This window comes from Marinobacter sp., from assembly GCF_048266785.1.
Lineage (GTDB): Bacteria > Pseudomonadota > Gammaproteobacteria > Pseudomonadales > Oleiphilaceae > Marinobacter.
The window spans coordinates 1-16,698 of record NZ_JBLWYX010000002.1 but is presented as its reverse complement, the minus strand read 5'-3'; the positions used below and the strand labels follow the sequence as shown (position 1 = coordinate 16,698).

General features: G+C 54.0%; 25 protein-coding genes and 1 pseudogene. 11 read left to right on the top strand and 15 right to left on the bottom strand.

The genetic code is table 11. From position 1 onward, the window contains the following. Positions 1-139: 139 nt before the first annotated feature. The gene (locus ACN0V1_RS03515) at positions 140-382 is read left to right on the top strand and encodes a hypothetical protein (RefSeq protein WP_417543675.1); all 243 of its coding nucleotides are present in this window, start codon (positions 140-142) and stop codon (positions 380-382) included. 135 nt (positions 383-517) lie between these two features. Here the strand turns inward: ACN0V1_RS03515 and ACN0V1_RS03510 are convergent, their stop codons facing one another. From ACN0V1_RS03510 to ACN0V1_RS03495, 4 genes are all read right to left on the bottom strand, one after another. Continuing rightward, the gene (locus ACN0V1_RS03510) at positions 518-997 is read right to left on the bottom strand and encodes an FKBP-type peptidyl-prolyl cis-trans isomerase (RefSeq protein ID WP_417543674.1); all 480 of its coding nucleotides are present in this window, start codon (positions 995-997) and stop codon (positions 518-520) included. A 70-nt stretch (positions 998-1,067) separates the two neighbouring features. Continuing rightward, positions 1,068-1,709 (bottom strand): DUF1294 domain-containing protein, encoded by a 642-nt coding sequence (locus tag ACN0V1_RS03505; protein WP_417543673.1) that lies wholly within the window; start codon positions 1,707-1,709, stop codon positions 1,068-1,070. A gap of 331 nt (positions 1,710-2,040) precedes the next feature. After that, positions 2,041-2,415, bottom strand: a complete 375-nt coding sequence (locus tag ACN0V1_RS03500; protein ID WP_417543672.1) for a hypothetical protein — start codon at positions 2,413-2,415, stop codon at positions 2,041-2,043. 169 nt (positions 2,416-2,584) lie between these two features. After that, positions 2,585-4,111, bottom strand: coding sequence for a M28 family metallopeptidase (locus ACN0V1_RS03495; protein WP_417543671.1), 1,527 nt, complete (start codon positions 4,109-4,111; stop codon positions 2,585-2,587). 286 nt (positions 4,112-4,397) lie between these two features. On the opposite strand from ACN0V1_RS03495, the gene ACN0V1_RS03490 reads away from it, so the two are divergent. Next, positions 4,398-5,201: a DUF3750 domain-containing protein gene (locus tag ACN0V1_RS03490; protein WP_417543670.1), complete on the top strand. Its 804-nt coding sequence runs from the start codon at positions 4,398-4,400 to the stop codon at positions 5,199-5,201. Between the two features lie 184 nt (positions 5,202-5,385). Then, positions 5,386-5,610, top strand: a complete 225-nt coding sequence (locus ACN0V1_RS03485) for a hypothetical protein (RefSeq protein WP_417543669.1) — start codon at positions 5,386-5,388, stop codon at positions 5,608-5,610. A 164-nt stretch (positions 5,611-5,774) separates the two neighbouring features. On the opposite strand, the gene ACN0V1_RS03480 is transcribed toward ACN0V1_RS03485, so the two are convergent. From ACN0V1_RS03480 to thpR (ACN0V1_RS03465), 4 genes are all read right to left on the bottom strand, one after another. Next, positions 5,775-6,203 carry a DUF4399 domain-containing protein gene (locus ACN0V1_RS03480; protein ID WP_417543668.1) on the bottom strand — a complete coding sequence of 143 codons (429 nt, stop codon included), beginning with the start codon at positions 6,201-6,203 and terminating at the stop codon, positions 5,775-5,777. 183 nt (positions 6,204-6,386) lie between these two features. Continuing rightward, a complete protein-coding gene (locus tag ACN0V1_RS03475; protein ID WP_417543667.1) occupies positions 6,387-6,656 on the bottom strand; it encodes a hypothetical protein in 270 nt (89 codons plus the stop codon). Positions 6,657-6,661: 5 nt separating this feature from the next. Continuing rightward, positions 6,662-6,832 (bottom strand): type II toxin-antitoxin system HigB family toxin, encoded by a 171-nt coding sequence (locus ACN0V1_RS03470; protein ID WP_417543666.1) that lies wholly within the window; start codon positions 6,830-6,832, stop codon positions 6,662-6,664. Continuing rightward, complete coding sequence (thpR, locus tag ACN0V1_RS03465) at positions 6,766-7,401, bottom strand: RNA 2',3'-cyclic phosphodiesterase (protein ID WP_417543665.1); 636 nt, start codon at positions 7,399-7,401, stop codon at positions 6,766-6,768. Before thpR (ACN0V1_RS03465) ends, ACN0V1_RS03470 begins: the two co-directional genes overlap by 67 nt. A 215-nt stretch (positions 7,402-7,616) precedes the next feature. Here thpR (ACN0V1_RS03465) and ACN0V1_RS03460 point away from each other — a divergent pair, with 215 nt between their 5' ends. Continuing rightward, the gene (locus ACN0V1_RS03460) at positions 7,617-8,168 is read left to right on the top strand and encodes a hypothetical protein (protein WP_417543664.1); all 552 of its coding nucleotides are present in this window, start codon (positions 7,617-7,619) and stop codon (positions 8,166-8,168) included. Positions 8,169-8,207: 39 nt separating this feature from the next. Continuing rightward, a complete protein-coding gene (locus ACN0V1_RS03455) occupies positions 8,208-8,822 on the top strand; it encodes a PEGA domain-containing protein (RefSeq protein WP_417543663.1) in 615 nt (204 codons plus the stop codon). Between the two features lie 199 nt (positions 8,823-9,021). On the opposite strand, the gene ACN0V1_RS03450 is transcribed toward ACN0V1_RS03455, so the two are convergent. Together ACN0V1_RS03450 and ACN0V1_RS03445 are read right to left on the bottom strand one after the other, a co-directional pair. After that, positions 9,022-9,714, bottom strand: coding sequence for a transposase (locus tag ACN0V1_RS03450; RefSeq protein WP_417543662.1), 693 nt, complete (start codon positions 9,712-9,714; stop codon positions 9,022-9,024). A 92-nt stretch (positions 9,715-9,806) separates the two neighbouring features. Further along, positions 9,807-9,971 (bottom strand): hypothetical protein, encoded by a 165-nt coding sequence (locus ACN0V1_RS03445; protein ID WP_417543661.1) that lies wholly within the window; start codon positions 9,969-9,971, stop codon positions 9,807-9,809. Between the two features lie 211 nt (positions 9,972-10,182). On the opposite strand from ACN0V1_RS03445, the gene ACN0V1_RS03440 reads away from it, so the two are divergent. Continuing rightward, positions 10,183-10,932 carry an SDR family NAD(P)-dependent oxidoreductase gene (locus tag ACN0V1_RS03440; RefSeq protein ID WP_417543660.1) on the top strand — a complete coding sequence of 250 codons (750 nt, stop codon included), beginning with the start codon at positions 10,183-10,185 and terminating at the stop codon, positions 10,930-10,932. Positions 10,933-11,050: 118 nt separating this feature from the next. Here the strand turns inward: ACN0V1_RS03440 and ACN0V1_RS03435 are convergent, their stop codons facing one another. Further along, complete coding sequence (locus ACN0V1_RS03435; protein WP_417543659.1) at positions 11,051-11,377, bottom strand: hypothetical protein; 327 nt, start codon at positions 11,375-11,377, stop codon at positions 11,051-11,053. Positions 11,378-11,708: 331 nt separating this feature from the next. On the opposite strand from ACN0V1_RS03435, the gene ACN0V1_RS03430 reads away from it, so the two are divergent. Further along, complete coding sequence (locus ACN0V1_RS03430) at positions 11,709-12,389, top strand: arginine N-succinyltransferase (protein ID WP_417543658.1); 681 nt, start codon at positions 11,709-11,711, stop codon at positions 12,387-12,389. Between the two features lie 52 nt (positions 12,390-12,441). On the opposite strand, the gene rho is transcribed toward ACN0V1_RS03430, so the two are convergent. After that, the gene (gene rho / locus ACN0V1_RS03425; RefSeq protein WP_417543657.1) at positions 12,442-13,647 is read right to left on the bottom strand and encodes a transcription termination factor Rho; all 1,206 of its coding nucleotides are present in this window, start codon (positions 13,645-13,647) and stop codon (positions 12,442-12,444) included. A 27-nt stretch (positions 13,648-13,674) separates the two neighbouring features. Between rho and ACN0V1_RS03420 the strand changes: the two genes are divergently transcribed. Both ACN0V1_RS03420 and ACN0V1_RS03415 read left to right on the top strand, forming a co-directional pair. Next, the gene (locus tag ACN0V1_RS03420; protein ID WP_417543656.1) at positions 13,675-14,106 is read left to right on the top strand and encodes a tautomerase family protein; all 432 of its coding nucleotides are present in this window, start codon (positions 13,675-13,677) and stop codon (positions 14,104-14,106) included. A gap of 93 nt (positions 14,107-14,199) precedes the next feature. Then, positions 14,200-14,523 (top strand): thioredoxin family protein, encoded by a 324-nt coding sequence (locus ACN0V1_RS03415; protein WP_417543655.1) that lies wholly within the window; start codon positions 14,200-14,202, stop codon positions 14,521-14,523. A gap of 92 nt (positions 14,524-14,615) precedes the next feature. Here the strand turns inward: ACN0V1_RS03415 and thpR (ACN0V1_RS03410) are convergent, their stop codons facing one another. Further along, positions 14,616-15,161 (bottom strand): RNA 2',3'-cyclic phosphodiesterase, encoded by a 546-nt coding sequence (thpR, locus tag ACN0V1_RS03410; RefSeq protein ID WP_417543654.1) that lies wholly within the window; start codon positions 15,159-15,161, stop codon positions 14,616-14,618. A 217-nt stretch (positions 15,162-15,378) separates the two neighbouring features. Between thpR (ACN0V1_RS03410) and ACN0V1_RS03405 the strand changes: the two genes are divergently transcribed. Further along, complete coding sequence (locus ACN0V1_RS03405; RefSeq protein WP_144778183.1) at positions 15,379-15,702, top strand: type II toxin-antitoxin system RelE/ParE family toxin; 324 nt, start codon at positions 15,379-15,381, stop codon at positions 15,700-15,702. Next, the gene (locus ACN0V1_RS03400; protein WP_417543653.1) at positions 15,699-15,989 is read left to right on the top strand and encodes a helix-turn-helix domain-containing protein; all 291 of its coding nucleotides are present in this window, start codon (positions 15,699-15,701) and stop codon (positions 15,987-15,989) included. The genes ACN0V1_RS03405 and ACN0V1_RS03400 overlap by 4 nt, the downstream gene beginning before the upstream one ends. Positions 15,990-16,035: 46 nt before the next feature. Here the strand turns inward: ACN0V1_RS03400 and ACN0V1_RS03395 are convergent, their stop codons facing one another. Next, entirely contained in the window at positions 16,036-16,491 is a 456-nt protein-coding gene (locus ACN0V1_RS03395; RefSeq protein WP_417543652.1) for a metallophosphoesterase family protein, read from the bottom strand. A 14-nt stretch (positions 16,492-16,505) separates the two neighbouring features. Then, positions 16,506-16,698, bottom strand: a pseudogene (locus tag ACN0V1_RS03390) (hypothetical protein); the annotation flags it as partial.

The following is a 16,698-nucleotide window of genomic DNA, read 5'->3' as shown; positions in this document are numbered from 1 at the left end:
CTTTCGTTAACCTTTTAAACACTGCGCGTTACCCCACGGAGAGATTGAGGGCCTCAAATCGTTCAATGATACCCACCAGGCCCGGCGTTGACTCCAGTGAGTGTTTGATTTTGGACTTGACCCACAGGAAGCCATCAATGTGCCTCATTACCAGAATACGAACAGCAGCAGTTCTACCTCAGCAACCGTTCTAGAGGCACCCATCCCGGGCGTGACGCTGGATTATGATGTCGCTGCACTTGAGTCCGATCTGGAAGAAGGCCGGGGGCATGCGGTTGGCATCACGACCCTGACCAGCGGGTTGTCCCTGATACAGGTCACCCCGGGCGGTTTTGTTGGCGGAGCCGACATGCGCCGTGATGGCGCAATTGGAGGGCGCTAGGCTGCCATACGCAAACCTTGCTTAGAACAAAAGGCCGGCCAGGTTATGGGCCGGCCTTTTTGTTCGCAGATAAATCAGATCTGTCCCGGTTTTCGCTATGACACAGATTTGCGTGCTTCAGCTACCGATTATCGGTCAATGATGCCCACCCGGCCCGTGCGCGTGGCCGTGCGCTATCTCTTCCGGACTGGCAGCGCGTACTTCGAGGATCTCGACATCGAAGGTCAGGGTTTTACCGGCCATCGGATGGTTGGTGTCGACATCGGCAAACTTGAGGCCGACCTTGGCGACGATCACATGGCGCGGGCCCTGCTCGGTTTGCACTTGGGCGACCATGCCCCGCTTCCAGCGTTTGGCACCGACCAAATGCTTGATCGGCACGCGCTGTATAGCATCGGCCTTGCGCGGACCGTAGGCTTTTTCCGGAGTGACAGTAACGCTGAACGTATCGCCGGCGTCGCGACCGTCCAGGGCTTCTTCCAGACCTCGAATAACGCCGCCGTGGCCATGCAGGTAAGCGTTCGGCTCGCCGCCACGGGAGTTTTCAACGACTTTGCCTTGGTCATCACTGACACTGTAGTGAAACAAGACCACTTGATTCTTTTCGATTGGCATAAAGTTCTCAGCGATGGTTCGGGATACGCCATTATAGGAAAAACCGGATAGATTTATCTTCCTTTGTCAGCTACCAGATAAGCGGCCGCAAAGAGTTCAACAAATCAAAATCCAATTGCTGTCGCAAAGTGCTCGCTTCCGGGGCAACAAGCAGCCAACCCAGAGCGCCCAGATTGGCGACGACCGCCAGCCAGAAAACGAACTGATAGCTCCCCTTTCGCGTCTTATGCCGAAAAACCTGCTGGGCCATAAGTGCACCGGGCCAGCCGCAACAAAGCTCAAAGAGATGCAACGTGTTCTCAGCCGTACGTTGCCCACCCCGCTGCGCCGCCCGCTTATCGATCCAGTACATCACAAACAACACCAGACTCACCCCGCCGTAGGCAGCCAGGATAAAGACTGGCAGATAACCTCGATGGAACAGACCAACCAGAATGGTGAAAAACACCAGCACAACAGCAGCGGCCACCCAGACTCCCGGAGCAATGCAGGCGCCAACCTTTGCCGCTCCAGCATACTGGAACCGCCCTGCCCTCGGCCGGCCCTGGCTATCCTTCGTGATACTATAGGCCACCTTGCGATCAGAAACCGGCCGGCCCCGGCCTGCATAACGGCTGATATGAGCAAAGACTCGCTCACCACCGCCCTCAGGAGTAATGAAACCAAACCCCTTGGCATCATTCCATGCAGTGAGTAACCCTTTCTGGTTCAATTCACTTCTCCCTTGAACCAGGGCGATTTGACCAGGCCCGCAATGATGGCAAGAGGTAACAGATACCAGAGTGCAGCAATAAGGGGCTGGTAAACCGGGCTCAAATCCATTTCTCAGACATCCTTGTTATGCACCCTTGAATCAATCTGACGTGGAACATAAATCAGTCTTTGATTCGATGCCTTAGGATTTTTGTAACTCCTCGCCAATGGAACATCAGGCCATCATGGCCGAGAAACAGAGGTGCCCCAGTCTTCACGTCCACTAGTAAAAGGCCGACAAAAGCTGACGGCCAAAGCAATTCCAGGTACCTAGCTTGTAAGAATTTAGCCTATGCGCGTCCGCTGCAACCGTCGATTTCCTGATCGATAATCAGATTCCCTTCCACACGGAATCCTATCCGACCAACCAAGAACGCCTGCTGCAGGCTGGTTATGACCAGGTCAGTCAGTCCAACGGCGCACCGATCTTTTTCAATAGCATCATCTACAGCTGTCTTTACGTGTGGAATACCGAGCGGAAACAGGACAACGGCAACGATGTCCTCACCGATTACCCGATCACCTTTCAGAAAACTTGCTGAATTGATGTTGTAGTTTTTGGTGCTGCCGACCGTCAGATCAGCGACGCGGTGAGCACAACCAGACGCCAAAACCGTAGCCGCGATTACTCCAACATTGGCAAGGCGTTCGATGTCGGTGTGCAACCATCAAGAAATAAACCTGTCCCGGTTTTCCTCTTGTCCCGGTTTTCCTCTCGCGGGCAAACGTGTCTTGTCCGTCTGAAGCCGTTTCAGGGAATCCTCGAGCTCCCGCTCTATGCGCGAGGCAGTGGCAAAGCGACCATCCCTGATCGCCTGCCATCATATTGCAGCTTTATTTAACCAGACGAGATCCACGATATTCCATATCGTTCTTGATCTTACCAAGCCCTTTACCTTTATCGGTTCCGTTAACCGAAGAAGTGGTCATGGCGAAGGTCATCACCGAATGTGCAACGGCATCAGACATCTCGTCGAGTGCCTGCAGACTAATGTTATCGAAGGTGTCACAGGCAAGGTGGTAACAGGGGTCGTATTGCTCACCGGCTGTACCACCGTATAGAGCGGCTTCATCAGGTGATTTGATCCCTTCCGCGCCGGTGAAAAGCCCGCCTGCAGGAATTCCGATTTCGATAAAAGGTCCGTAGTCGGAGCGACCGTCGAATGCCGTAGCCTCAACGGGCAAGGACATCCTTTCGAAATACTCCAGGAAAACACTTTCGATCGTCTTTGAACCGTTGGGGCCTGCCAGGGGTGTGTCAGAGCCATCACCATCATAGACAAAGCGAACGAAATTCGGCGAGCCTATCATGTCGAAATTCAGGTTCAGCGCAATGTCCTTGATTTCTCGCGGCGTCAACTGATCAACGTAATGTTGCGCTCCGAGCAAGCCGGCTTCTTCCGCACCCCACCAGGCAAAGCGAACCTGATTTCTCGGGCTGATTTGCTGGTTTGCCATCTGGATAGCCGTTTCGAGGATGGCTGCCGAACCACTGCCATTATCCTGAATACCGGGGCCTTCGGCGACCGAATCAAGGTGCGCACCCACCACCACCACCCGGTCGTCCCGGCCTTCGGGAGAGTCGGCGAGAACATTCGATGTGGTGCGGAATTCCGAACTGGCATCTACCAGGAGCCTCACTTCAACACCGCCGGCGGCCAGCTCAACGCCGACCTCGAAGGCAGACCCAACCACCGGAACAGTTAAGCCAGGGCCACCGAGCGTTCCCAGAAAGTTTTCGGTACGCCCGGGCTGGCCTTCATTGAAGATAATAACTCCGCTAGCACCGGCGTTCTCGGCATTCTGTGCCTTCTGCCCGAATGAGCAGGAGCCCCTCTGGACCACCGCGATGTTGCCGGGTGTAAACCCGGAGAAATCCGTTGCCTCACAGCCACTGGTCGAGGTGTCGGCATCGGTTCCGGGCGGTAAAGCCAAATCCACACCCTCAGCGACTGCCGTCACGTCGCCACTGCCGGAATAAGTCATGGTGGCAAAGCCAGCGGTACCGAAATACTCATAGGCCATCGGGTTGGGGGATATCTGCTCTAGAATGGCGGGAGTATTTTCCTCAAAGAATGGGTAGTCGAACTCCTGAATCGTTACGTCATACCCTGCCGAGTTCATCCGCTCGACGACGTAGTCCACCGAGGCTTGATAGCCGGGCGATGACGCTTCCCGGGTTCCTCCATTGGCATCGGCCGCTTGCTGGAAAGCAGCCTGGTGACTGCGAACACCATCAACAGTAACCGCTTCTCGAAGGGTGTAGGTATCAACGCTGGTAGCGGCGAAGACAGGTAGGCCGGTCGCTGCTGCGACCACTGCAATGGCAAGAGGTGTACGATTAAACCTGACGTTTAACATGGTGTAGCTCCTTGCTGCGTTATTTTTATCTTTCTTTGGGTACCGCTCGCTCGCGCCTTGCCGCAGAATCAGCTGCGGCAAATGAAGCGTATCAGGTTTCCTCCATTCCGCCAGTTTTAGCCCCCAGGGGCGGAGGGAGAGGCTGACCCCGGCACCTCTTTGAGCCGCCGGAAGCCTTAATAGCAGCTGTCGGTAAGGCTTCGCATTGATACTTGAGATTATATGAGACGTATACTGATTGGGTTTTGACCACCAACCAATGCATGCAGTCCGAGGTACCCCTAGAATGATTAACCCCCTTCAATGGCTCATCAGAACCACAGTATTTTTGTTGGTTCTGCTGGCAGGCCCCGCATTGATTGCGGCCTGCAGTAGTCAGTCTGGCCAGAGCTGGCGTGACACCGATCGCTCCAGCGCAGGCATTGCGCCACTGCCCGGCCAGACCGAAGAAGCCATTGTGCAGGTTTATGGTGCCCGCGCTTATAATTGGCGCGGAAACTTTGCGGTCCATACCTGGATTGCGACCAAGGTGCGCGGGGCATCCACCTACGAGGTTCACGATGTCACCGGCTGGGGTTCTAAGGCGGTGCGGTCCCGCCCCGGTGAGCCGGATACCGCTTGGTATGGCAACCCGCCGATGTTGCTGGCAGATCTCCGTGGTGAGAAAGCCGACGCCGCCATCATCAATATCCGGACAGCTATCGACGCCTACCCCTTCCCGAATGAATACAAAGCCTGGCCCGGGCCTAACAGCAATACCTTTGTAGCCTGGGTAATCCGGCAGGTACCCGAACTGGATGTTGCTCTGCCCAACATTGCCATCGGAAAAGACTATCTCGCTGACGGAGTATTCGCGAAAGCGCCCAGCGGTTCGGGCTACCAGTTCTCCCTCAATGGTTATTTCGGCCTTATGGCGAGTATCCGGGAAGGTGTTGAACTGAACATACTCGGCCTCAATATTGGTATTGACCCTCTGGCTTTGGCCGTCAAATTACCCGGGATCGGGCACATTGGCCTGCGCGACCCCTGGATGGATCGCTCGACGTGGCACAAAGTCCCGGTTATGGAGCAGGTCTCAGATGCCAATTGACAGACGGGGCTACTAAACTACCCATATTGGGCATTATTTTACCCAATATGGGTACTCGTAAGATTTATCCTGTAGTAAGTGCAACCACGGCTCGCCTGAGTTCTTCTGTTATCTCCATGAGACTTGTCACCAACGCTTCGTCTACGTCGATATCGCCTTCATATTCTGCGAGGTTTCGCTTGCGATGGGCTTGATCAAGAACCCGCCATTTGGCTGGCGACAAGTCGAGCGTATGCTGCAAGCATTGATGAAGCTTGAGATCGAGCCAAGTTGGTTGAATGCTGACTACCGGGGTCTATTCGTTGAGCTGTGCGGAGAGGAGCACGACTATAATCTGCACGTAAAAACGAATCAGTTGATCAAGCCTTGGCAATCCTTTCGCTGCACCTTGCCGGTAGAACCGCAATAGACTCGATTCATCGTGCCTTACGAGCAACTGCGTGCGGCGGTTCGGTTTTTTTCTCTAAAGCAGAACCGATTTAACCTGAAAGACCCTCAGAAAATCAATCTGATGCGTTGGTTAAAGCCGCGCGCGAATATCCGAGCCCATCGGCCGTTCCACCCCGAGCTCAGTTATTCAACGGTGATCGTGATCTGATCAGAGACAACCGGCTGACTGTGCGGCACATGCGCATAATTGCCAAGCAACAACCGCAAGGTGTGCTCGCCAGGCTGCAGCGTAATCTCTGTTTCTGTTTGCCCCCCACCGAAATGCTTGATTTGATCGGTGGCTGGAAGCGGCTTGCTCAAATCGGACGGCACCTCAGTGTCGATCAACAAGTGGTGATGCCCGGTACTCGCTTTCTCGACACCCGCAGGCGCGACGCCCATATTCCGCAGACCAAACACTACTTTGAAGGTGCCCTCAACCGTTGCACCATCGCTTGGTTGAACAAAATACAGTTCTGCATTCGCAGGGGCATCTGTCATCATGCTCTCGGCGAACGCATTTACTGGCGCGATCAACAGAGCTGAGAATAAGGTGATTGCGATCCTGTTCATTCCACGTACTCCTTTACATTCATCAAATGTCAGTATAGTGGGCAAAATGAAGTATCGAAACCTGCCCGGAGTGATTATTATTTAACCTATAGCGAGATGGTAATCCCCCCGATTAATACCGATTTCGCTCAGAAAAACAATGTCGGAGGCACCCCAAACCGCTTGCCAAGCGCTTCCATGTGTTTACGAGTCAGCTGTTTTCCTTCGGCACCATTGAGAATTTTGCTCACATTGCCCTTTGACCCCAGCTCTGGCAGATCCGCCAGCCTGATCCTCCCAGCGTTCAATGCTGACGGCCAGAACCTCAATCAAAGGCTTATTGTCGTCATAATCTTCCACCAACTGATCCATCAGTTCTAACCCACGCTCATAGTCATCCTGAGTCTCAATACGGGCCACAAATGGCGCCTGAGCCAGCGCGTCTCTAATTTGAACAAAAGCAGGCGATAACATAATCCTCACTCCCGAGTGCGCCTATATTTATCAGTCAGCCGGTCGTACTCGGCATGACTGCAAATATGTTTCACGTACATGCGGTTATCACGAAACTCAATGAAGGCAATCAGCCGTAAATTGTTGCCGCCAATATCGATAACCCACCATTTGTCGCGGTATTTGAAATTGTCCAACGATCGGGATGCTTTGGTAAATACCTATACCACATTGCGAAATGGGAGGTTCGATAGTCCGGACCACCGGAGCGCTGTTCGCTCTCAAAGAGTACGAACTGAACCACCTGAAACGACCCAAAAGCCGTTTCCCCATACTCGGCCAGCAAGCTCTGAACTGAACCGGGCCGGCGCTTGAATCTGGCCAAGGTGATATGGGGACGAAATGCCCGACTTTCCGTTGTTAATCCGAGGTTCTCCATTTGGCCTTTAATCACGCTATGGAGACTGGCAACGGGAGCCACCGGCTGGACTCCCGCCCAAAGATTTCGGGGGGCACAAGGCTGACCAAAACACCCCAGGCACGTAACGCTCAGCTCAAAAGCCGCAAGTGGAACATGGCGGGCAGCCTCGCACACCGCCGATAGACGTTCTTCTTCCACGTCGCCAAGGAACAGCAAAGTGATGTGTATCTGCTCAGCACTTTGCCATTTGGCACCAGGCACCTCTGCCCTCGCCTTCAACAGGCGAGCTTTGATCTGAGCGGGAATCTCTAGTCCGAAGAATAGTCTGCGCATGGGCTTATTCATAATGACTCATCTTACGCACCATACCACTGGGAAACCGGGACAGATTTCATCCGTTGGCTCCCGAACTCCTTTGATTTCACAAAGTTTTACTCCGTCTACCCCCCCCAGTTTATAGCAAGCTCACCAACGCTCGGCTACCATGGTGCGCCGCTATGAGCTCCAGCTCATCGGCAAGGAATACCCAAAATAATCAAATAAGTAAGAAGGAATCTACTGTGCGAAGCGCAAGGGTTTTAGCAATACTGGCCGCGATACTCTACCTCTCTGGCTGCGCCTCCGGCGCAAAAATGGGCAACATGGTGTATGAGGGGCCAGTGAAGGCCTACGACACAGCCCTGGAAAGCAATGTGGATGTGACCAACGTGTCCGGAGGCAAAGAAACGAACCCCGCCTGGACCTCCGAGATTGACAATGACGCCTTTGCAGGCGCCCTCCAGCAAAGCCTGAGAAAGCAAGGACTGCTGTCCGGCAATGGCCGTTTCCAGCTTGAAGCTCTCCTGCTGGAAGTAGACCAACCCATGTTCGGGCTGGACTTCGAGGTAACCACCCACGTGAAGTACATCCTGACCGACCGTGAAAATAACGGCACCGTGGTCATGAACGAAACCATTGTCGCTCCCTACACCGCCACCATTGGCGATGCCTTTGCCGCCATCAAGCGCCTGAGACTGGCCAACGAGGGCTCGGGAAAAGCCAACATCCAGAGCCTGCTGGAAAAACTCTCCAAACTCCAGATCCAACCCGGTGACATCTCCCTGGGGCAATAACCCCCCCACTGGAATCCCGCACGATTACAAGGAAGCATCATGAAGTACCCGCTACTACTCACACTGGCCGCCGTCGCGTTCTTGTCTACCGGCTGCGCATCGATCGTGTCCGGAACCGATCAAAAACTCACCTTCAACAGCGAACCGCAGGAAGCCACCGTTACCGTCTCCGGCCGTGCGCTCGGTAAAACGCCCTTCACCGTGCCGGTGGACCGCGGCTCCAACCAATCCATCACTTTTGAAAAGGAAGGCTACAAGACCTACACCGCTCAGCTGTCGACCACAACCAACCCGTGGTTTTTCGGCAATATCGTACTTGGGGGCCTAATAGGTTCCACCACGGACGGCGCCTCTGGTGCCATTCACGAGTTTTCCCCGGACCAATACTTCGTCACCCTGAAGCCTGACACCCCAACGGGAATCTCGACCTCCAAACCGCGACAGATCAAGGAAATCATCATTGCGTTCAGCGGTGAGCTTCGCCACAACCTCGCGAGCGGCGGTGGTGAAAAGGTGGACACCATCCTTCAATTGCTGGGTATCGACGCCTCGGAAAATGACACCACCATCCGGGCACTGAACCAGCTTGCGCTGGCAAACGAGAATGACCTTGAGCTGGCCAATACCATCATTGAGGTCTATGACGTTCAGTAAGGATCATCTCTTGAACCCGAGACAGATCTATTTTTCGTCGTGCCTCCTGAGACGTCTGAGAATAAGTCTGTCCCGGTTTTTCCCATCGGCCGCTGCGGCTGGCACTTGAGAGGCAAGGCCTCACGGAGTCGGAATTTCGGTTAATGCAGCACGGGGAAGTGTGGCCGCCAAAGTGATTCGCGGGAAAACCGGGACAGATCTATTTTTTAGTTGTCGGCCTTCCCGGCTTGCGGGTTTCAACTCTGATACCGATACGGTTTTCAATTTCATCGACGAACTTGTTGCCGCCAGTCAGCTTGTTGCTATTGATCGCCGCGCGAATCAATTCATCTGACGGCGAACCATTTTCCTGCCCAACAAACTGCCGATAGGCCTCAACCCTCATTTGGTGACTGCCTGCCAGTGCCCGAAAGGTGTCGGGCTCATCCAGCCAATGGCAATGCGACTCCCCTACCCGCGCAGAATAGCTCGACCACTCATACGACTCAGGTTTATCCACCATCCCTGCTTTAACAGGATTGAGTTCCACATAGCGACAACAAGCCAACAGATAGGCGTCTGTATCAATCGGGCTAATCTTATAGCGTCCTTCCCAGAGTGAACCACTGCGTTTCTCGATGGCGTTCACAAAGCGTGTCTGACGACCAGCCAGACGTTTCATCAATTGAGGAATTGCGGACAGGTTGTCGTTCGCTTGAACAACCAGATGAACATGGTTCGTCATGAGGCAGTAACTGAACACATCCAGCTCATAGACCTGCTTCCATTCCTGAAGATTCGCCAGGTAGTACTCAAAATCACGGCGTTCGACGAACACCGGTTGGCGGTTATGACCGCGTTGAACAATATGGTGGGAAAAACCGGGCACAATCACCCTGGCCTGTCTTGGCATCAGCGTCTCCTTGCTTCTGATACACAGAATCCATTCTGTGCGATGGCAGCCGATACTAACCGAAGTGCGGAGAGGGTTGATAGTGATTCAAATCAGCTCCAAGTCATCAGAGAAGCCGCGAAAATAAGTCTGTCCCGGTTTTCCTCGTGGCCGAGGAATTCCAGATCCTGAACATCGGGAAGATCCGCTGCACGGCCTGTTTTGTCGATATTGCCGCGAATCGCAACCACCGGCGCGATCGCCTCACGAAACTGCAAAAATAAATCTGTCCCGGTTATCGTGGTCCCGGTTATCGTGTCCTATCTTGAGCGCCCCCTTCAGCGAATAGTATCCAAAGCATCGTTCGCGCAGCCCAGATCCTGGAATCGGGCTGCCACGACCGCCGGTTCGGCGTAAAGTAGCTGGAGATTCGAGCCACTGGCGCGACCAGAGGCGAGACCAAATCTAATGGGAAAACAGGAGCATTCAATGACGTTTAATTTCCACGGCCGGCGCGTAATCGTCGCTGGCGGCAGCAAGGGTATTGGCCGGGCCATCGCGTTGGGGTTTGCCCGAGCCGGTGCCAGCGTTTCCGTGTGCGCGCGCGGGCAGGCGTCCCTGGACGCTCTGGCGGAAGAGGTGACAGGCGAGGGGCTGGAGCTGCATGTGCTGCCCTGCGACATCGGCGACAAGGCCGCTCTGGAGACATATCTGCAGAGCGCCATGGGCGAGTTGGGTGGCCTGGACGTGTTGGTCAATTGCGCCTCGGCGTTCGGGCGAGAGGACAACGAAGAAGGCTGGCTGAGCAGCGTTGAAGTGGATCTGATGGGCACGGTTCGCGCCGGCCATACCTGTCTGCCAGCGCTTAAGGAGAGCGGGGGCACGATCATTAACATTGCCTCCATCGCCGCCCTGCACGCCTCGACACGCACCGCCCCCTACGCGGCCATCAAGGCGGCCGTCGCTCACTACACCGGCAGCCTGGCGGTGGCCATGGCCCCGCATAAAGTGCGGGTTAACGGCATTGCCCCGGGCTCGATCGAGTTTCCGGGCGGCGTCTGGGATCAGGCCCGTCAGCACAATCCGGAGCTATACGAGCGTATTCGCGGGGGTATTCCCTTCGGGCGCCTGGGCACGCCGGAGGAAGTCGCCGACGTGGCGCTGTTCCTGGCCTCCGATCTGGCCCGGTGGATGACCGGCCAGACGCTGGTGGTGGACGGCGGCCAGGTTCTGTCCTGAGCCGTGAGGCGACAGAAGGAAACCGGTCGCGCCAGAACTCCCGCGGAAATTAAATCTGTCCCGGATTCCGCGCCGGATTCCCCGGATTCCGCCAGCCCTCACTGCAGGCTTGTGCATTTCAGCAGTTGCCCTTTTTCGCCTGACCCGGCGGGCAGAAATGGCCACGAGACTTACGGTAAGACCGGTGATCGTCGTAGTCATCACGGCGGCGATCATGATCGTAATAGTCTTCTCTCTGATCTTTGGTGGTAATGGCCGTTCCCGTTGCCGCACCGACGGCACCCCCGAGAATCGCACCATCTCTGCCACCTACCTCGTTGCCGATGGCAGCCCCAATCGCTCCGCCAATACCGCCACCCAGCGCGGCGTCGGCTGTGTCATCCGCAACGGCACCCAGTGAGGTGGCACTCAGAGATAAAAAAACGAGCAGCGATTTCATTTTCATTGATGTAAATCCCATTTTCACCATCGTCCCATCAGGCACTTGTCAGCTTTTTGAACGATTCGAGAATATCAGAAATACACGCGAAGCAAACTTTACATATTTTTATATTTCAAAAGGTTACAAAAATGCAAGAGAGACACACTCCTCATGAATCGGTCCTGAACAAGACGCTCGTGCACTTAATTAGATACACCAATGCCAGTCCACAGCATCACCTAGCACAACAAAACGGCCCACATTAGAAAGCCGGGACGAAAAACACCTCAAGCTAGGGTATTGTTCTAAAGACCGCGTCAAAGCGGTTTCAAACTGCAATCAGGTGACATTCGCAATGAATAAGACAACCGAGGATAAAACAGCATCAGCGCCGCCACCCGAAAAGAAGGGCTTCAGTGGCTTGCATGTCTTTGGCATTGTGCTGCTCACCATCGTTGCCACCGTCGGCGTTGGTTACTGGTGGTTAAGCCACTATGTGTTTCCTGAGAACTTCGAACCCGTAACCCTGAATGCCAGTGAACAGGATTCACTCAACAACAAGCTGAATACTCTGGGCATTGATACCCAAGGCGGTGAACCTGGCCGCCCGTTGCAGCCGGTACCCTACAGTGAAGAAGGCGCCAGCCGGGAGGTACGTTTCAGCGAGCGGGAACTCAACGGCATGCTGGCCAATAACACCGATCTGGCTCAGAGACTCGCAGTCGACCTTTCGGACAGTCTGCTGAGCGCCCTCCTTCTGGTGCCTCTTGAAGAGGACTTCCCTGTACTCGGTGGCAGAACCCTGCGAGTAAATGCCGGTGTGGAACTGTCCTTTGCCAACGGTCGACCCCTGGTTAAGTTAAAGGGCGTCAGCCTCATGGGCGTACCCATTCCGAATGCCTGGCTGGGTAACCTCAAGAATGTGGACCTGGTTAACGAGTTCGGCGCCAACCCGGGATTCTGGCAATCCTTTGCAGCGGGTGTGGATTATGTCCAGGTTGAGGATGGCCGGTTGCTTGTCCGGCTTAAGGAATAGCAGGGAAATAAATCTGCCCCGGTTTTCCCGAGGTCATCACTCACACGCATCATCATCCTGGCCCGGGGATGTTTTTCAGAAGCTCGGCATTTGTGGGGTACTTCTCAAGCAGCTCAACCAACTTTTTTGTGCCCTCTAGCGGTTTAAGACCGCCAAGCGCCCGGCGCAATGCTCTTATTTTGTCCAAATCTTTTGGATCCAACAGCAGCTCTTCACGGCGTGTACTGCTTTTCGAAATATCCAGCGCGGGAAAGATTCGCTGATTCGCAACGTCTCTCGATAAAACCAGCTCCATGTTCCCCGTGCCCTTAAATTCCTCAAAGATAACCTGGTCCATACGGCTGCCGGTATCCACCAAAACGGTTGCCAAAATGGTCAGCGAGCCGCCATTCTCAATGTTTCGTGCAGCGCCAAACAACCTCCGCGGAATCTCCATCGCTCGAGCATCCACCCCGCCAGACATAGTACGACCGCTGCTCTTTCGCTCCGCATTATGCACACGCGAAAGCCTCGTGAGAGAATCAATCACAATCATGACGTTATGACCCTCGCCCGCTTGTTGGCGGGCGATATCAAGAAGTTCATCGGCAACGCGAACGTGATGAGCATAGCTTTCATCCGAAGAAGAAGCGTGTACCTCAGCCGGGACGCTACGCCTGAAATCAGTGACCTCTTCGGGTCGCTCATCTATCAATAACGCGTAAAGTTTAATCTCCGGATACGCCTTTCCCACCGCCTGGCAAATATGTTTCAGAATCGTCGATTTTCCAGACCCCGGCGGCGCAACTATCAAACCTCGCTGCCCCATTCCAATCGGCGTGATCAAATCCATCGCGCGCACCGTGAGTTTTTCTGAACCTGACTCCAAGCGAATCCCCGGCGTTGGATTGATGGCCACAGCATTTAAAAAACGTTTTTGTGGATCGGCCTCACCTTCCACCTCAACCATAGCTTCGGCTTCCTCAGCCACTGGTTTAGCGTCTTTATTTCGTTTTCGGGTTAAACCTAATGTCTTTCTCGTCATGATTGTTTGATAGCTCTTGTTTGATAGATATTTTTCGAAATGGGCTGATAACGTCAAAAAAACAGAAGCCCTAACGGATTGCTGAACACCATTTTCGACAAAGACAGCCCAAGGCAAAAAACCAGTGTGCACAAAATAAGTCTGTCCCGGTTTTTCATGCGCGTGGCCATGCTGACAAGCGTTGCTATAGTGAAACAAGCCACCCCACTTTCCATCTTGGCCAGACTCATGCATACATGCAACGCTCGTTAGGACTTCCCAATGCCCACTTACACTGTAACGGTCGCGAATCTTTCCCTGTCGCTGCAGCAGAAATCACAGATAGCGGAGGCCATCACAACGGCCCATCACACGCAAACCGGCGCGCCCCGTTTCTTCGCCCAGGTTCTGTTTTTTGCGACCAACGAGGGCGAGCACTTTGTCGGTGGCCGCGTAAACTCGGCGCCCCAGGTGTATGTGCACGGCCTGGTACGCGAGGGCCGCAATACCGAGGTCAAGCAGGCCCTGATGAGCCAGATGCTTGAAAAGGTAGTGCAAATCACGGGCATAACGGCTGAGGACGTCTGGATTTATCTGCAGGACATTCCAGCCACTCAGATGATCGAGTTTGGCCGGTTTCTGCCAGCGCCGGGCGACGAAGCTGAGTGGGAAAAGGAAATGACACCAGAGAAGCGTTCCGGGTTGCCCGATTAAAGGAGCACTAACACTCGACGACCTCAGAAAACCGGGACACAGAAAACCGGGACAGATTTATTTTCCAGACGGATAACCCAACAAGGAGACACCATGTCGTACACCAGCCGATATACACCCGAAACCCTGAGCCGTGATGAGCTGAACCAGAGCACGGGCCCAATGGTGATCGAATTCGGCACCAACTGGTGCGGGATCTGCCAGGGTGCTCAGGCGGACATCAAGGCGGCAATGGACAATCACCCAGACGTTCCGCATGTGAAGGTTGAGGATGGCAAAGGCCGCAGATTGGGGCGGACGTTTGGCATTAAGCTCTGGCCGACCCTGATTTTTTTGAAGGATGGTGAAGAAATAGCGCGGGTCGTCCGCCCAGAAGACAGCACCGACATCGAAGATGCACTGCTAAAAATTCGCTAAGGCCGGCGCCGGCAATTGCTGGCCTGCCAGGAACAATACGGAAACTGGAAAATAAATCTGTCCCGGTTTTCGGTGACCAACCTTGGCGACGATCACATGGCGCGAGTCATGTAAGGAAAGCGTTCAATCACCGTGTATACCGAACCACCGGAGCCTTGTTCGCTCTCAAAGAGTATGAACTGATCCACCTGAAACGACCCGAAAGCCGTTTCCCCATACTCGGCCAGCAAGCCCTGAACCGAACCGAGCTGGCGCTTGAATCTGGCCAAGGTGATATGGGGACGAAATGCCCGACTTTCAGTTATCAATCCAAGGTTCTCCATTTGGCCTTTAATCTCGCTATGGAGACTGGCAACGGGAGCCGCCGGCTGGACTCCCGCCCAAAGATTTCGAGGGGCACAAGGCTGACCGAAACAACCCAGCCCCGTAACACTCAGTTCAAAAGGCGCCAGGGGAATATTGCGGGCAGCCTCGCACACCGCCGATAGACGTTCTTCTTCCACGTCGCCAAGGAACAGCAAAGTGATGTGTATCTGCTCAGCACTTTGCCATTTCGCACCTGACACCTCTGCCCTGACCTTCATCAGACGACCTTTGATCTGAGAGGGAATCTCCAGTCCGAAGAATAGTCTGCGCATGGGCTTATTCCTCATAACTCATCTTGCGCACCATATCACCGTCTATCTTGAGTGCCCCCTTATGCGAATAGCATCCAAAGCATAGTTCGCCCCGCCCAACGCAATCATCGACTTTGAGATTTTCCATCCTCTGCATAAATAAATCCGTCGCGGTTTTTCAAGATATTTCCCATAGCTGGAGTTATCATATATGATAACGAAAAAATACGGAGCACCCATGGACTGGGACATTGAATTCTACAGAAAGGTAGACGAAGAATTGGCCGGGATGCCGCCCAAGATTCAGGCAAGAATGATCCGGCTAATGGAATTGATGGAAAAGCACGGAGCGAACCTTGGGGAGCCACACACCAAGTCACTTGGTGATGAGTTGTTCGAGATCCGCGCAAAAGCTAAAGAAGGCATCGGGAGAGGTATTTTCTGCTATATGCAGGATAGGAAAATCATCATTCTCCATGTCTTTGTGAAGAAAGATCAAAAAATACCGAAGAAAGACCTAGAGCTAGCAAAAGAGCGTTTGAGGGAGGTCAAAAAGTTATGAGCTTCAAACAGTTTAAGCAGAAGGCACTTGAAAATCCTGAAGTGCGTAAAGAGTACGATGCCCTTCAGGAAGAATTTAGCCTGATCGACCAATTGATCACCATGAGAACGAAAGCGGGCCTTACCCAAGAGGATCTTGCAAAGAAACTGGGAACGAGCAAAAGCAACATCTCCAGACTTGAGCGTGGCCGGGGAAACCCTAGCTGGGGAACGCTCAGCAAGTACGCCGCAGCCTGCGGTTTTCGAGTGAAACTGGAAACCGCAGAAAACGACCGAGCTTCCGCATAACCCCGGTTGATGCCCTCAGTGTGTCCGTACTGGTTCTTAAAATTCATCAAACCGGCAGTTCGATAATTTCCCCAACCACACCGTCTTCTTTCACCTCCAGCCGTCCTACCGTGATCGGCAGAGTAAAGCGCCGGGGCCCGGCGCCACCGGGATTGAAGTAAAGCACGTCACCGATCCACTCGTTACGGGGTTTGTGGGAATGGCCGGCGATCACCACGCGGTAACGACCTTGCGGATCGATGTCGAGGGTTTTGACGTCGTGGAGCATGAAGAAAGCGTGGCCGAGGAATTCCAAATCCTGAACATCGGGAAGATTCGCTGCACGACCTGTTTTGTCGATATTGCCGCGAATCGCAACCACGGGCGCGATCGCCTCCAGCGCTTCCAGAACCTCGTCCCGCCCGACGTCACCGGCGTGAAGGATCAAGTCCGAACCTTTCAACACCTCCAGGGCTTCGGGACGCATTTTGCTGTGGGTGTCTGCGATGACGCCGATTTGCATGCTTCAGCTACCGATTATCCTTCAATGATGCCCACCCGGCCCATGCGCGTGGCCTTGCGCTGGCCGTAGGCTTTTTCCGGGGTGACGCTGTAGTGAAACAAGACCACCTGGTTCTTTTCGATTGGCATAGTGTAGTGGTCAACTAATCCCGGACAGTATTTTAAGTTTTTCTTCCGCGACCACAGGTGGCATGCCGTCATTGAATGT